The following is a 14,409-nucleotide window of genomic DNA, read 5'->3' as shown; positions in this document are numbered from 1 at the left end:
GTCAGTCGGGGCCGGTGGGGCTCCAGTGACAAAAGTTATGTCGTGTACATGTTCTGGACGGTAGACCTGTTCGTCCGGGACGGAAAGCCCTTGTGCAGCGGTGTTGTTGAACTTTTCCCTTGGTCAGGACAAAGGGGGTTGAGGGCAGGGGGAGCCGCCCGACGGCGTACCGCGTGCCGCCGGGCGGGGGGCTCTTCCCCCTGCCCGCCCCTTCCTGGACCTGGACCTTTCAAGCCCCTCGGGTGACTGAGGAGCGCGGATGCGGGGGCGGAGCCCCCGGGAGGGCCCGCGCCCCCGGGGGGCTCAGCCGTTGCCGCCGAACGCCGCGTCGAACGACGCGCTCGGCGGGTCGAAATCGAACCGCTTCAGCGACGTCAGCGCTTCCGGCGCGCCCGCCAGGCGGTCCATGCCCGCGTCCTCCCACTCCACGGAGACCGGCCCGTCGTAGTCGATGGACCGCAGCATCCGGAACACGTCCTCCCACGGCACATCGCCGTGCCCCGCCGAGACGAAGTCCCAGCCGCGCCGCGGGTCGCCCCACGGCAGGTGGGAGCCGAGCCGGCCGTTGCGGCCGTCCAGGCGCTTGCGGGCCTCCTTGCAGTCCACGTGGTAGATCCGGTCCCGGAAGTCGTACAGGAAGCCGACCGGGTCCAGGTCCTGCCAGACGAAGTGGCTCGGGTCGAAGTTCAGCCCGAACGCGGGCCGGTGGCCGACGGCCTCCAGCGCGCGGTGCGTGGTCCAGTAGTCGTACGCGATCTCGCTCGGATGCACCTCGTGGGCGAAACGCACCCCCTCCTCGTCGAACACGTCCAGGATCGGGTTCCAGCGCTCGGCGAAGTCCTCGTACCCCCGCTCGATCATGTGCGGCGGAACGGGCGGGAACATCGCCACCAGGTGCCAGATCGACGACCCGGTGAACCCGATGACCGTACGCACCCCGAAGGCGGCGGCCGCCCGCGCGGTGTTCTTCATCTCCTCCGCGGCCCGCCGGCGCACCCCCTCGGGCTCCCCGTCGCCCCAGATCCGGGCGGGCAGGATGCCCTGGTGGCGCTCGTCGATCGGGTTGTCGCAGACGGCCTGTCCGACCAGGTGGTTGGAGATCGCCCAGCACTTCAGCCCGTACTTGTCGAGCAGTTGACGGCGCCCGTCCAGGTACCCCGGGTCGGCGAGTGCCTTGTCCACCTCGAAGTGGTCTCCCCAGCAGGCGAGTTCGAGTCCGTCGTACCCGAAGTCGCGGGCGTATTTGCAGACTTCCTCCAGTGGCAGGTCGGCCCACTGACCGGTGAAGAGGGTGAAGGGACGGGGCATGCGCAGGACCTCCTAAAGCTGTGCGGGGATGTGGACGGGGGTGTGCACGGAGCTCTTCGCGGCGCTCTCCTCCACCGCCGCCAGGACCCGCTGCACCTGTAGCCCGTCCGCGAACGACGGTGTCGGCGCGGTCCCTTCGGCGATCGTGCGGACCACGTCCCGGGCCTGGTGGATGAAGGTGTGCTCGTAGCCGAGGGCGTGCCCCGGCGGCCACCAGGCCTCCAGGTACGGATGCTCGGGCTCGGTGACCAGGATGCGCCGGAAGCCGGCCGTGGTGGCGGGCTCGGTGTGGTCGTGGAAGGACAGTTCGTTGAGCCGTTCGAGGTCGAAGGCGAGCGAGCCGCGCTCCCCGTTGATCTCCAGCCGCAACGCGTTCTTGCGTCCGGCCGCCATCCGCGTCGCCTCGAAGGAGGCCAGCGCTCCGGAGGCGAGCCGGCCGGTGAACAGCGCCGCGTCGTCCACCGTCACGGCCCCCCGCGCACCGGTGGCCGCCACCCCGCTCAGGCCCGCCGACGGGCCCGACCGCAGGGGCCGTTCACGTACGAACGTCTCGGTCACCGCCGACACGCCGACCAGCAGCTCCCCCGCCAGGAACTGGGCGAGGTCCACGATGTGCGCCCCGAGGTCGCCGAGGGCGCCCGAGCCCGCGTGTTCCCGCTCCAGCCGCCAGGTGAGCGGTGATCCGGGATCCACCAGCCAGTCCTGGAGGTAGGTGGCGCGGATGTGCCGCAGGGGGCCGAGCCGGCCCTCGGCGATCAGCTTCCGGGCGTAGGTGATGGCGGGCACCTTGCGGTAGTTGAAGCCGACCAGCGCCACCTGACCGCGGGCGGCGGCGCGCTCCGCCGCCTCGGTCATGGCCTCCGCCTCCGCGACCGTGTTGGCGAGCGGCTTCTCGCACAGCACGTGCTTGCCCGCCTCCAGTGCCGCGATGGCGATCTCCGCATGGCTGTCGCCAGGGGTGCAGATGTCGACGAGCTGCACGTCGTCCCGGGCGATCAGGGCACGCCAGTCGGTCTCCGCCGCCGCCCAGCCGTGCCGGTCGGCGGCGGCCTCGACCGCCGTACGGTCGCGCCCGCAGATCGCGGCGAGAGCCGGCCTCATCGGCAGCTCGAAGACGTGGCCGGCGGTGCGCCACCCCTGCGAGTGGGCGGCGCCCATGAACGCGTATCCGACCATGCCGACCCCGAGCGTCGGTGCGCTCGTCATCGGCCGGTACGTCGGCGGAGCAGCCGCCTCCTGCTCCGTCTCTTCCCTACGGGCCATCCGGACTTCCTCCTCATCGGTGGTTCGGTGGGTGCGGCAGGAGGGACAGCACCCCCCTGCGGGGCCTCTCAGTTGAAGCCCGTCGGCAGGTACTGCTCGATGTTCTCCTTGGTGACCACAGCCGAGTAGAGCGTGAGGTTGGTCGGGATCTCCAGCTCGGAGAGGCCGGTCACGCCCTTGCTCTGACCGAGCGCGCGGGCCAGGTCGATGGCCGAGGCGGCCATGGTCGGCGGGTACAGAACGGTGGCCTTCAGCACGCTGTTGTCGGCCTTGATGGCGTCCATCGCGGACTTGGCCCCGGCCCCGCCGACCATCACGAACTCGTCCCGGCCGGCCTGCTGGATGGCGCGCAGCGCGCCCACACCCTGGTCGTCGTCATGGTTCCACATGGCGTCGAACTTCTTCTGCGCCTGGAGGAGCTGGGCCATCTTCGCCTGGCCCGACTCGACGGTGAAGTCGGCGGCCTGACGGGCCACCAGCTCGATGTTGGAGTAGTTCTTCAGCGCGTCGGCGAAGCCCTGGCTGCGCTGCTTGGTGAGCTCCAGGTTGTCGATTCCCGCCAGCTCGACGACCTTGGCGTTCGACTTGCCCTTGAGCTGTTCGCCGATGTACGTACCGGCGTTGAGGCCCATCCCGTAGTTGTCGCCGCCGACCCAGCAGCGGTATGCCTGCGGGGAGGCGAAGATGCGGTCCAGGTTGATGACGGGAATACCCGCCCGCATCGCCTCCAGACCCACCTGGGTGAGCGCCTTGCCGTCGGCCGGCAGGATGACGAGGACGTCGACCTTCTTGTTGATGAGGGTCTTGACCTGGCCGATCTGGGCGGCGGTGTCGTTGGAGCCCTCGGTGATCTCCAGGGTCACCTCGGAGTACTTCCCCGCCTGCGACTTGGCGTTCTCGTTGATCGCGTTGAGCCAGCCGTGGTCGGCCTGCGGGCCCGCGAAGCCGATGGTGACCGGCTTTCCCGGCTTGTTGTCGGCAGCGGGCGCGTTGCTCTGCGCCGCGGTGTTCTTCTCCTTCGGGTCGTTGCTGGTGCAGGCGGTCAGGAAGGCGCCCGCGGAGACTGCTGCGGTACCGAAGAGCAGTCCTCTACGACTGGTTTCTGGCATGACTGTCAAACCCTTCATCCGGTGCTTGGGCATACGGAACAAGCAGGAGCAGAACGGGAGGTGACCGGAGGTCAGGTTTCCCCGTGCGCCGGGGTGCGGCGCTGGACCAGGACGGCGGCGACGATGATCGCGCCCTTGGCGATCTGCTGGACATCGCTCTGCAGGTTGTTGAGCGCGAAGATGTTGGTGATCGTGGTGAAGACGAGGACGCCCAGCACGGAGCCGACGATGGTGCCGCGGCCGCCGGTGAGCAGGGTGCCGCCGATGATCGCGGCGGCGATGGCGTCGAGCTCGTACAGATTGCCGTTGGTGTTCTGTCCCGAGCCGGACAGGATGATCAGCATGAAGGCGGCGATGCCGCAGCACAGTCCGGACAGCAGGTAGAGGTAGAGGCGCTGGCGCCGTACGTCGATGCCTGCCAGCCGGGCCGCTTCCGCGTTGCCGCCGACGGCGACCGTGCGACGGCCGAAGGTCGTACGGTTCAGCACCAGCCAGCCGACGACGGTGACCGCGGCGAACATCAGCACCAGCGGCGGGATTCCGAGGACGTAGGAGTCGGGCAGGCCCAGGTCGAGGACGGACTTGACCGTGACGATCTGGGTCTTGCCGTCGGTGATCTGGAGTGCCAAGCCGCGGGCGGAGGCGAGCATCGCCAGCGTCGCGATGAACGGCACTATCCGGCCGTACGCGATGAGCATCCCGTTGACCAGTCCGGCACCGAGGCCGACGAGCATCGCGGTGAACAGGATGCCCGCGAATCCGTACTCCTGGGTGGCGAGCGTGGTCGCCCAGACCGAGGCGAGGGCGACCATGGCGCCGACCGACAGATCGATGCCGCCGCTGGTGATGACGAAGGTCATGCCGACGGTCACGACGCCGATGACGGACGCCTGGGTCAGGATCAGCTGAAGGTTCCCGGTGTCCAGGAAGGCGTCGGGTTCGGTGATGCCGCCGACGACGATCAGTGCGACGAGGACACCGAGCAGCGAGAGGTTGCGGAGGTCCACGCGCAGCCCGAGGGCTCGCGGGGTTCTGTCGTTCTTCGGGGACGCGGGGACGGATACGGGCGCGGCGCCCTTGTCCGGCCCGCTCTGCTGTGCCGAGGAGACGGGCTGCGTCATGACGTCGGGCTCCCTTCCATCACGAGGTCGAGTACTCGGTGCTCGTCCAGCTCCCTGGCGTCCGCCGTATGGACGACGTGGCCTTCGCGGAGGACCAGCACCCGGTCGGCGAGGCCCAGTACTTCGGGCACTTCGCTGGAGACGAGCAGAACGGCCAGGCCTTCGTCGGCCAGCCGGCGGATCACGGCGTAGAGCTCGGCGCGGGCGCCGACGTCCACCCCGCGGGTCGGTTCGTCGAGCAGCAGCACCCGGCAGCCGCGCAGCAGCCAGCGGGCCAGGACCGCCTTCTGCTGGTTGCCGCCGGAGAGGGTGCGGACGGGGGTGTCCGGGTTGTCGGGGCGCAGCGAGAGTTCGCGGGTGGCGGCGCGGGCCGCCTTGCGCTCGGCGCCCCGGTCGAGCCAACCGCCCCTGGAGAAGCGGGACATGGAGGATACGGAGACGTTGCGGGTGACGGATTCGAGCATCAGCAGGGCCTGCGCCTTGCGTTCCTCGGGGGCGAGGCCGATGCCGGCGGCGACGGCGGCGCGGACGCTGCCGGGCCGCAGCGTCCGGCCTGCGACGGTGACCCGCCCGGCGGTGGGGCGGCGGGCGCCGTAGATGGTCTCCAGGATCTCGGAGCGCCCGGAGCCGACCAGTCCGGCGAGGCCGACGATCTCGCCGGGCCTGAGTTCCAGGTCGACGGGGGCGAACTCGCCCTTTCTGGTGAGGCCTTCGACCTTGAGCACGGGCTCGGTGCCGGGGCTCGCGGGGACGGCGTCGGGCTTCGGCGGAAAGACGTACTCGACATTGCGGCCGGTCATCATGGCGACGATGTCGCGTGTAGGTGTGGATTCGGCGGGGAGGCCGACCGCGACGGCCCGGCCGTCCTTGAGTACGGTCACCCGGTCGCCGATCCGGCGGATCTCCTCCAGCCGGTGGGAGATGTAGACGACGGCGACCCCGTCGGCGGTCAGCGAGGCGACGATCCGGAAGAGGTTGGCTACTTCATCGGGGTCGAGGGCCGCGGACGGCTCGTCCATCACGATGAGCCGTACGTCGTGCGAGAGTGCCCGGGCCATCGAGACGATCTGCTGCTGGGCCGCGGAGAGTTCACCGACCGGGCGGGCCGGGTCGATCTCCGGGTGGCCGAGACGCTTCAGCAGCGCGGCGGCCGCGGTGCGGCCTTCGCGGGTGCGGACGACGAAGCCGGCGCTGGTGGGCTCATGGCCGAGGAAGACGTTCTCGGCGACCGACAGCCCCTCCACCAGGTCGAGTTCCTGGTAGATGGTGGCGATCCCGAGCCGCATGGCGGTGATGGGTGACCTGAGCACGGCCGGTGAGCCGCGCCAGGTGATCTCGCCGTCGTCGGGCTGGTGGGCTCCGGCGAGCACCTTGATGAGGGTGGATTTGCCGGCCCCGTTCTGGCCGAGCAGACAGTGGACCTCGCCGGCCTGGACCTCCAGGTCGACTCCGTCCAGGGCGCGCACGCCGGGGAAGGACTTCGTGATGCCGGACATGGTGAGCAGGGGTGGTTCTGGAGCCATGACAAATCCCCTCGGCGAATGGGGTCTCCCGTGCTCGGACGGTGCCGAGAGTTCCGGGAGGGCCGGTGAGCGGGCAGGGCGCAGTGCAGTCCCGGGGTGTGCCCGGACCCCGGCCGCTGGCTCGGGGCAGTGCTGTGTTGCCGGCCGGCCGAGGATCGGTCCGGCGGGAAGAGGATCGGACGGGAGAACGATCAGATGCGTGGTGCGCGGCTCTTGCACGGTGCTGTGGCCCGGTGAGCGGGCCGGTGGTGCGGGGTCAGGCCGGTGAGAAGAGGTGGTCGCTGATGAGCCTGGCCGCGCCGATCACTCCGGCGGCGGGTCCCAACTCGCCCAGCACGATGGGAAGGTTGCCGGTGGCCAGCGGCAGTGACTGCCGGTAGACCTGGGTCCGGACGCTGGCCAGCAGGGTGTGACCCAGTCCGGTCACCCCGCCGCCGATCACCACCAGACCGGGGTTGAAGAAGCTGACGAGTCCCGCGATGACCTGACCGACCCGGTTGCCGCCTTCGCGTATCAGGTCGAGCGAGGTGGCGTCGCCCGCGGCCGCCGCGGCGGCCACATCGGCGGCGGTGAGTTTCCCGGCCGCCGCGAGCCGGGCCGCGAGCTCCGTGGACTGTCCGGCACGGGCCGCGTCCTCGGCGTCGCGGGCCAGTGCGGCGCCGCTGAAGTGTGCTTCCAGGCAGCCCCGGTTGCCACAGGCGCAGGGGCGCCCGTCCGGTTCGACCTGGATGTGGCCGATGTCGCCCGCACTGCCCGTCGTACCGCGGTGGACCTCTCCGCCGACGACGATGCCGCAGCCTATGCCGGTACCGATCTTGACGCAGAGGAAGTCGCCCACGGAGCGGGCGACGCCCGCGTGCTGCTCCCCCATCGCCATCAGGTTCACATCGTTGTCGACCATCACGGGGCAGCCCAGCTCCTGGCTGAGCGCCTCGCGGACCGGGAAGCCGTCCCAGCCCGGCATGATCGGCGGTGCGACCGGGATCCCCTCGGGGAAGCGGACCGGTCCCGGTACGCCGATGCCCGCGCCGTCGAACCCTTCGGCGAGCCCGGAGGCCCGGAGCTTGGCCGCCATGGACAGCACCTGCTCGAAGATGGCGACGGGTCCTTCGCGTACGTCCATGGGGTGGTTGAGGTGACCCAGAACCTCCAGCTCCGCGTTGGTGACCGCCACATCGACCGATGTGGCGCCGATGTCGACGCCGAGGAAGCGCAGTGCCGGGGCGAGCCGGATGTTGTGCGAGCGACGCCCGCCGCGGGATGCGGCGAGTCCGTCGGCCACGACAAGGCCGGTCTCCAGCAGTCTGTCCACCTCGACGGCGAGCTTGGAGCGGGAGAGATCGACCTGATCCCCCAGCTGCGCCCGTGAGTTGGGCCCGCCGTCGCGCAACAGCCGGAGCAGTCGCGCCTGATGTGCATTCGCGGGTCGTGCCGTCATACGTCTCACGCGCCCCTCCCCGCCACATCGGCCTGTCCGTCGGGCTTTGGAGGGGAACGTAGCAGCGCTTGACCGGAGTGGGAAGAAGTTGCGCAGGAATCCACCACAACTTTCTCCACCCTGAGGACAAAGGGGTGTGGGCGGCGGGCACGAAGATGCCCCCGATCGCCGGGCGGGTCGACTCCTCAGCCGGCTTTCGAGGGCATGGACGGGCGCGGGATCAGCTCTCTTCGCGCTGGTGGTAGCTCCGGCGGGTGTGTTCCGTGTGGGCCCGCATGATCGCCGTGGCCTGCTGTTCGTCGTGCGAGGAGATCGCGGCGATCAGGGAGCGGTGCTCGATCCAGGACCGGGTGCCGCGCCGGCGGGCGACCGGGGTGTAGTACCAGCGGACCCGGCGGTCCACCTGGCCGGCCAGCTCGGCGAGTACGACGTTGCCCGCGAGCTCCATGACCTTGGCGTGGAAGGCCGCGTTGGTCGCGACTGCCAGGTCCACGTCGTCGTCGGCGACGGCCCGCTCACCCCTGACGCACAGCTCCTCCAGGGCGGCGATGCCCGCCGTACCGGCGTTGGCGGCGGCGAGCCGGGCGGCCTCGGCCTCCAGGAGCATGCGGACCGATAGCAGCTGGTCCGCCTCCTGCTCGGTGGGTTCATGGACGAACGCGCCCTGGGCGGGCCGCAGATCGACCCAGCCCTCGGTGTTGAGCCGCTGCAGCGCCTCGCGCACCGGCTGCCGGGACACCCCGAGGTGACCGGCCAGCTCGCTCTCCACCAGGTGCTGGCCGGGGCGCAGCGCACGCGTGGTGATGAGTTCGAGCAGCGCCTCGTAGACACGCTCGCGCAGTGGACCGGGCCGTTCCAGCTTCGGTACAGCCCCCTGCGGCAGTCCTGTGGACAAGGTCGCGGTCCCCCTCCGAAACGACGAGCAATTGCTTATCGTCTACAGTCTACCGAGCGCAAGGCCCCCTCAGGGACAGCGGATCACCTGACCCGCGTAGCTGAGATTTCCGCCGAAGCCGAACAGCAGCGCCGGAGCACCGCTGGCGACCTCGCCGCGTTCCACCAGCTTGGACAGGGCCATCGGGATCGAGGCGGCCGAGGTGTTGCCGGAATCCACGACATCCCGGGCGATGACGGCGTTGACCGCGCCGATCTTCCTGGCGACCGGTTCGATGATCCTCAGGTTGGCCTGGTGCAGCACCACCGCGGCGAGATCCTCGGGGGTGATTCCGGCCTTCTCGCACACCTTGCGGGCGATGGGCGGCAGCTGGGTGGTGGCCCAGCGGTAGACCGACTGCCCCTCCTGGGCGAAGCGCGGCGGCGTCCCCTCGATCCGTACCGCGTCCCCCATACCGGGCACGGAACCCCACAGCACCGGCCCGATCCCGGGCCGGCCGGCCATGCCGGAGTCGGCGACCACGACGGCCGCACCGGCGCCGTCACCCATCAGCACACAGCTGGAGCGGTCGGTCCAGTCGACGATGTCGCCCATCTTGTCGGCGCCGATCACCAGCGCACGGGTGGCCGCGCCCGCGCGCACGGCGTGGTCGGCGGTGGCGAGGGCGTGAGTGAAACCGGAACAGACCACGTTGATGTCCATCACCGCGGGCGACGTCATGCCGAGGCGGGCGGCGACCCTGGCCGACATGCTCGGCGACCGGTCGATCGCCGTGGAGGTGGCGACCAGGACCAGGTCGATGTCCACGGGCTGCAGACCGGCGGCGGCGAGCGCCTTGGCCGCCGCGTGCGCGGCCAGCTCGTCCACCGGCTCGTCGGGGCCACCGAGGTGACGGGTCTTGATGCCGACGCGGCTGGTGATCCACTCGTCACTGGTGTCGACCATGGCCGCCAGGTCATGGTTGGTGAGCACCTTGGCGGGCTGATAGTGGCCGAGCGCCACGACACGTGTGCCGGTCATATTCAGGTTCCCCTCGCTACATATGGCAGGAACCATCCAGTCTTGGTCGCTACCGCCGGGTACAGAGGCACGTGATCCCACAGGATTCCCGGCCGACGATTGGAGGCTTGACGACAGCCTCGACCGCCCTTCCGACACATTGTGGACAATATTCTGTCGACTCGGCGTGTCCCCAACTACTCCTCGCACCGTTGCACCGCTACCGCATCGCTCCATGTGCAGGACAATGAGACGGCCGAGGTCGCCTCGCCGCACCACAACCCGGCGACCCACGGCAACCACCGCATCAAGAGCCGCTTCGGCTTCCGACACGCACAGAATCGGGTCCAACGGTCATGGGACGGGTCACCGAGAGCCGCCGCACCATCCGCATCCGGGACGGGGCCGTCTCCACCCGCCCCGACACCCTCGTCGCCGAGGAACCCCTGGAAATCAGGCTGAACGGGAAGCCGCTCGCCATCACGATGCGCACCCCGGGCGACGACTTCGCGCTGGCGGCGGGCTTCCTGGTGAGCGAGGGCGTGCTCGTCGAGGGCCACGAGGTGCAGTCGATCGTGTACTGCGCCGGGGCGACGGCCGACGGCGTCAACACGTACAACGTGGTGGACGTGCGGCTCGCGCCCGGCGTCGTGGTCCCGGACATCACGCTGGAGCGCAACGTCTACACGACGTCCTCCTGCGGGCTGTGCGGCAAGGCCAGCCTGGACGCGGTCCGCACCACGACCCGGCACCCCGTCGCCGACACTCCCCCCATCCGGGTCGAGCCGGCGCTGCTGGCCGCCCTCCCCGACCGGCTGCGCGCCTCGCAGCAGGTGTTCGACCGGACCGGGGGGCTGCACGCGGCGGCGCTGTTCTCCGAAACGGGCGAGCTGATGGACATACGGGAGGACGTGGGCCGGCACAACGCGGTCGACAAACTGGTCGGCCGGGCCCTCACCGACAACCGGCTGCCGTTGTCCCGGTCGATCCTGCTGGTCTCGGGGCGGGCCTCCTTCGAGCTGGCGCAGAAGGCGGTGATGGCCGGCATCCCGATGCTGGCGGCCGTGTCAGCGCCGTCGTCCCTCGCCGTCGACCTGGCGGCCGAGACCGGCCTGACCCTGGTCGGCTTCCTGCGGGGCCCTTCCATGAACGTGTACGCGGGTGAGCACCGCATCGCCCTGGAGGCGACGACCGTCCGGAGCTGAGGCGTCCCGCCCGCCGCACCGGTCCTGGGCCCGGCCGACGGGTTGCGCCCCCGCCCCGACCGGTCGCCGCCCACGACGACGGCTCGCGGCCGCCCATGCGGGGCTCGGCGTGATGGCGCACAGCCGGGGTCTGGTCCCGCCCGGTCTGGCCCCGGTGGCGGCCAGGGCGGGACTGCCGGAGCTCGGCGAGGTGGACTTCGTCCTGCTGCACGGCCGCCGCCGGGACGGTGCGCAGCAGGCCGCGGACGCGCTCGCGGCGGCGATCCTGGCGGGCGGCGACCGGCTGATCCGCCCGCCGGGCGGGCTCGGCGCGATCGGTGGGCGGGACGGCGCATGACGCGTGCGGGCGAGGGGGAGAATGGACGGTACGCGGCGGTCCCGGCCCGGGCGGCCCAACCCGGTCAGGCCGGGCAGGTGCGGATCAATCCCCCGTAACCGTCCGGAACGGCAGTGATCGCGGCGTACAGATTCGGTGGAGATTCCCGCGCGAGCCACTTACTCCTTGGTCGGAAGCGCGCCCGAGCCTTGCCCATCTGGCCGGATTTCAGCCGCTGACCAGTGCAGATGCCACGTTGTACCGGCGCCTTCGGACTCTCCCGCGAAGGCGCTCGGTGGGGTAGCGTCACGGCGCTGTGCGGAGCGCCACGAGGAGCAGGTCATTGCGCGAGTTCACTGTCCCACCCATGGCTGCCGCGCCCCACGTGGGCGGGCTCGCGGATGTCGTTTTCGACTATGCGGAGGAGGATCCGCACCGGATCGCCCTCGGTCGCAAGGACGCGTCCGGACGATGGCTTGATGTCACCTCTGCGACGTTCCGCGACGAGGTGCTCGCACTGGCCAAGGGACTGATCGCGCACGGCGTGCGGTTCGGCGACCGGGTCGCCCTGATGTCGCGCACCCGCTACGAGTGGACCCTCTTCGACTTCGCCCTGTGGGCGGTCGGCGCGCAGTCCGTGCCGGTCTATCCGACGTCCTCGGCCGAGCAGGTCCTCTGGATGCTCCATGACGCCGATGTCTGCGCTGTGGTGGTCGAGCACGAGGACCACGCGATGACGGTCGCGTCGGTCATCGACAAGCTGCCCCGGCTGAAGCGGCTGTGGCAGCTGGACGCCGACGCCCTGGCCGAGCTGGCCGACGCGGGCACCCATATCGACGACGAGGTGGTGCACCGGCACCGGCGTGCCGTGACGCCCGACTCGGTGGCGACCGTCATCTACACCTCGGGCACGACGGGGCGGCCCAAGGGCTGTGTGATCACGCACGCCAACTTCATGTTCGAGACGGACACGATGGCATCACGCTGGGAGTCGGTCTTCCACTCCCGGCCGGGCGACGCGGCCTCGACCCTGCTCTTCCTGCCGCTGGCGCACGTGTTCGGGCGGATGGTGGAGGTCGCGGCGATCCGCGGCCGGGTGAAGCTGGGCCACCAGCCGGAGCTGTCCGCGAAGGCGCTGATGCCGGACCTGGTGACCTTCCGCCCCACGTTCATCCTGGCGGTGCCGTACATCTTCGAGAAGGTCTTCAACGGGGCCCGCCGCAAGGCCGAGGCGGAGGGCAGGTCGGGGCCGTTCGACAAGGCCGTGGACATCGCGGTGAAGTACGCCGAGGCAATGGAGGCGCGGGCGTTCGGAACGGGTCCCGGCCCGTCCGCCGGGCTGCGGATGCAGCACCAGTTCTTCGAGAAGGTCGTGTACAGGAAGGTGCGCGAGGCGATGGGGGGCCGGATCCGGCACGCCATGTCCGGCGGCTCGGGGATGGCGCGGCAGCTCGGGCTGTTCTTCGCGGGTGCCGGTGTCACGGTGTACGAGGGGTACGGGCTGACCGAGTCGACCGCTGCGGCCACCGCCAATCCGCCGGAGCGCACCCGGTACGGCACGGTCGGGCAGCCGATCCCCGGCACCACGGTGCACATCGCCGAGGACGGTGAGATCTGGGTGCACGGCGGCAATGTGTTCTCCGGGTATCTGGGCGACCCGAAGTCCACCGACGCGGTGCTGAACGACGGCTGGCTGGCCACCGGGGACCTGGGGGCGCTGGACGAGGACGGCTATCTGACGATCACCGGGCGGAAGAAGGAGATCCTGGTGACGTCCGGCGGCAAGAGCGTCTCGCCGGGCGGTCTTGAGGAGCGTGTGCGGGCGCATCCGCTGGTGGCGCAGTGCATCGTGGTCGGCAACGACCGGCCCTACATCGCGGCCCTGGTCACCGTGGACCAGGAGGGCGTGGAGCACTGGCTCGCCATGCAGGGACGGCAGCGGATGTCGCCGGGTGAACTGGTGCGGGACCCGGATCTGGAGATGGAGGTCCGGCGTGCGGTGGTGGCCGCGAACACGGCTGTGTCCCAGGCCGAGTCGATCCGCACGTTCCGGATTCTGGCGCATCAGTTCACCGAGGAGCACGGCCTGCTGACACCGTCGCTGAAGCTGAAGCGCAAGGCGATCGAGACCGCGTACGCGGCCGAGGTGAACGCGCTGTACCGCTGAGCGTGCGCAGGGGACCGGGTCGGCTCGCCCGGATTGCCCACCTCGTGGATCCCGCCGGGAGTACCGTTCCGGGAGAACCGGCCCGGAGACGGGAATGCGCGGGCCGTCTTGATCGTTGAAGCTCGCGTTCCACCCGCAACGTTTCGAGTCCCATCCGCGACGTTTCGAGTCCCACCCATCAACGTAAGGATCGACCGCTCGTGAGCCAGGTCCCCTCCCTCACCCTCAACAACGGCGTCGAGATGCCCCAGCTCGGTTTCGGAGTCTGGCAGGTGCCGGACGACGAGGCCGCGAAGGCGGTCGCCACAGCCATCGAGTCCGGTTACCGCAGCATCGACACCGCCGCGATCTACCAGAACGAGGAGGGCACCGGCAAGGCCATCGCCTCCTCCGGTGTCGCCCGCGAAGAGCTCTTCGTGACCACGAAGCTGTGGAACACCGAGCAGGGTTACGACTCGACGCTGCGCGCCTTCGACGCCTCGCTGGACAAGCTCGGCCTCGACTACGTCGACCTGTATCTGATCCACTGGCCGGTTCCGGCGAAGGACGCGTACCTGGACTCGTACCGGGCGTTCGAGAAGATCTACGCCGAAGGCCGCGCGAAGGCCATCGGCGTCTCGAACTTCCTCCCCGAGCACCTGGAGCGTCTGCTCGGCGAGACCTCCGTGGTCCCGGCGGTCAACCAGATCGAGCTGCACCCGCAGCTCCAGCAGGCCGAGTCGCGCGCACTGCACGCCAAGCACGGCATCGCGACCGAGGCCTGGTCGCCGCTGGGATCGGGCAAGGGCCTCCTGGAGGTCCCGACGGTCGTCGCGGTCGCGCAGAAGCACGGCCGCACACCGGCTCAGGCGGTGCTCCGCTGGCACCTGCAGACCGGCCATGTGGTGATCCCCAAGTCCGTGACCCCGTCGCGGATCGTGGAGAACCTCGATGTGTTCGGCTTCGAGCTGGACGACGACGACCTGGCCGCGTTCGCGGCGCTGGACGAGGGCAAGCGTCTGGGCCCGAACCCGGGTGAGTTCAACGTCGGCGCCTGAGCCGTGACGTTTCACCGCTGATCCACCC

Annotated in this window: 11 protein-coding genes and 1 pseudogene; 4 read left to right on the top strand and 8 right to left on the bottom strand. The window is 70.1% G+C overall.

The genetic code is table 11. The features are described 5' to 3' along the window. Positions 1 to 303: 303 nt before the first annotated feature. From FHX80_RS27040 to FHX80_RS27005, 8 genes are all read right to left on the bottom strand, one after another. Positions 304 to 1,308, bottom strand: a complete 1,005-nt coding sequence (locus FHX80_RS27040) for a sugar phosphate isomerase/epimerase family protein (protein ID WP_145766580.1) — start codon at positions 1,306 to 1,308, stop codon at positions 304 to 306. 12 nt (positions 1,309 to 1,320) lie between these two features. Further along, the gene (locus tag FHX80_RS27035) at positions 1,321 to 2,571 is read right to left on the bottom strand and encodes a Gfo/Idh/MocA family protein (RefSeq protein ID WP_145766579.1); all 1,251 of its coding nucleotides are present in this window, start codon (positions 2,569 to 2,571) and stop codon (positions 1,321 to 1,323) included. Between the two features lie 68 nt (positions 2,572 to 2,639). Next, positions 2,640 to 3,680, bottom strand: coding sequence for a substrate-binding domain-containing protein (locus FHX80_RS27030; protein WP_145766578.1), 1,041 nt, complete (start codon positions 3,678 to 3,680; stop codon positions 2,640 to 2,642). A gap of 71 nt (positions 3,681 to 3,751) precedes the next feature. Continuing rightward, positions 3,752 to 4,801: an ABC transporter permease gene (locus FHX80_RS27025; protein WP_145766577.1), complete on the bottom strand. Its 1,050-nt coding sequence runs from the start codon at positions 4,799 to 4,801 to the stop codon at positions 3,752 to 3,754. Then, positions 4,798 to 6,324: a sugar ABC transporter ATP-binding protein gene (locus FHX80_RS27020; RefSeq protein ID WP_145766576.1), complete on the bottom strand. Its 1,527-nt coding sequence runs from the start codon at positions 6,322 to 6,324 to the stop codon at positions 4,798 to 4,800. Before FHX80_RS27020 ends, FHX80_RS27025 begins: the two co-directional genes overlap by 4 nt. 256 nt (positions 6,325 to 6,580) lie before the next feature. Further along, positions 6,581 to 7,762, bottom strand: coding sequence for an ROK family transcriptional regulator (locus tag FHX80_RS27015; protein ID WP_145766575.1), 1,182 nt, complete (start codon positions 7,760 to 7,762; stop codon positions 6,581 to 6,583). A gap of 220 nt (positions 7,763 to 7,982) precedes the next feature. Beyond that, the gene (locus FHX80_RS27010; protein ID WP_145766574.1) at positions 7,983 to 8,657 is read right to left on the bottom strand and encodes a GntR family transcriptional regulator; all 675 of its coding nucleotides are present in this window, start codon (positions 8,655 to 8,657) and stop codon (positions 7,983 to 7,985) included. Positions 8,658 to 8,726: 69 nt separating this feature from the next. After that, on the bottom strand, positions 8,727 to 9,677 hold the full coding sequence (locus FHX80_RS27005) for a beta-ketoacyl-ACP synthase III (RefSeq protein ID WP_145766573.1): 951 nt from the start codon (positions 9,675 to 9,677) through the stop codon (positions 8,727 to 8,729). Between the two features lie 335 nt (positions 9,678 to 10,012). Here FHX80_RS27005 and fdhD point away from each other — a divergent pair, with 335 nt between their 5' ends. From fdhD to FHX80_RS26985, 4 genes and pseudogenes are all read left to right on the top strand, one after another. After that, a complete protein-coding gene (gene fdhD, locus FHX80_RS27000; protein WP_145766572.1) occupies positions 10,013 to 10,861 on the top strand; it encodes a formate dehydrogenase accessory sulfurtransferase FdhD in 849 nt (282 codons plus the stop codon). Between the two features lie 82 nt (positions 10,862 to 10,943). After that, positions 10,944 to 11,198, top strand: a pseudogene (locus FHX80_RS26995) (LysR family transcriptional regulator); the annotation flags it as partial. 346 nt (positions 11,199 to 11,544) lie between these two features. Then, positions 11,545 to 13,344: an AMP-dependent synthetase/ligase gene (locus tag FHX80_RS26990; RefSeq protein WP_145766571.1), complete on the top strand. Its 1,800-nt coding sequence runs from the start codon at positions 11,545 to 11,547 to the stop codon at positions 13,342 to 13,344. A gap of 200 nt (positions 13,345 to 13,544) precedes the next feature. Then, positions 13,545 to 14,381 (top strand): aldo/keto reductase, encoded by an 837-nt coding sequence (locus FHX80_RS26985; protein WP_145766570.1) that lies wholly within the window; start codon positions 13,545 to 13,547, stop codon positions 14,379 to 14,381. Positions 14,382 to 14,409 lie beyond the last annotated feature (28 nt).

The organism is Streptomyces brevispora (assembly GCF_007829885.1).
Taxonomy (GTDB): domain Bacteria; phylum Actinomycetota; class Actinomycetes; order Streptomycetales; family Streptomycetaceae; genus Streptomyces; species Streptomyces brevispora.
Note: the sequence above shows the minus strand (reverse complement) of the source record. Positions and strands in the feature narration are given on the sequence as shown.

Excerpts from the sequence above, each read along its gene's own strand:
- FHX80_RS27040 (WP_145766580.1), bottom strand. The coding sequence starts at position 1,308 with ATGCCCCGTCCCTTCACCCTCTTCACCGGTCAGTGGGCCGACCTGCCA.
- FHX80_RS27035 (WP_145766579.1), bottom strand. The coding sequence starts at position 2,571 with ATGGCCCGTAGGGAAGAGACGGAGCAGGAGGCGGCTGCTCCGCCGACG.
- FHX80_RS27030 (WP_145766578.1), bottom strand. The coding sequence starts at position 3,680 with ATGCCAGAAACCAGTCGTAGAGGACTGCTCTTCGGTACCGCAGCAGTC.
- FHX80_RS27025 (WP_145766577.1), bottom strand. The coding sequence starts at position 4,801 with ATGACGCAGCCCGTCTCCTCGGCACAGCAGAGCGGGCCGGACAAGGGC.
- FHX80_RS27020 (WP_145766576.1), bottom strand. The coding sequence starts at position 6,324 with ATGGCTCCAGAACCACCCCTGCTCACCATGTCCGGCATCACGAAGTCC.
- FHX80_RS27015 (WP_145766575.1), bottom strand. The coding sequence starts at position 7,762 with ATGACGGCACGACCCGCGAATGCACATCAGGCGCGACTGCTCCGGCTG.
- FHX80_RS27005 (WP_145766573.1), bottom strand. The coding sequence starts at position 9,677 with ATGACCGGCACACGTGTCGTGGCGCTCGGCCACTATCAGCCCGCCAAG.
- fdhD (WP_145766572.1), top strand. The coding sequence starts at position 10,013 with ATGGGACGGGTCACCGAGAGCCGCCGCACCATCCGCATCCGGGACGGG.
- FHX80_RS26990 (WP_145766571.1), top strand. The coding sequence starts at position 11,545 with ATGGCTGCCGCGCCCCACGTGGGCGGGCTCGCGGATGTCGTTTTCGAC.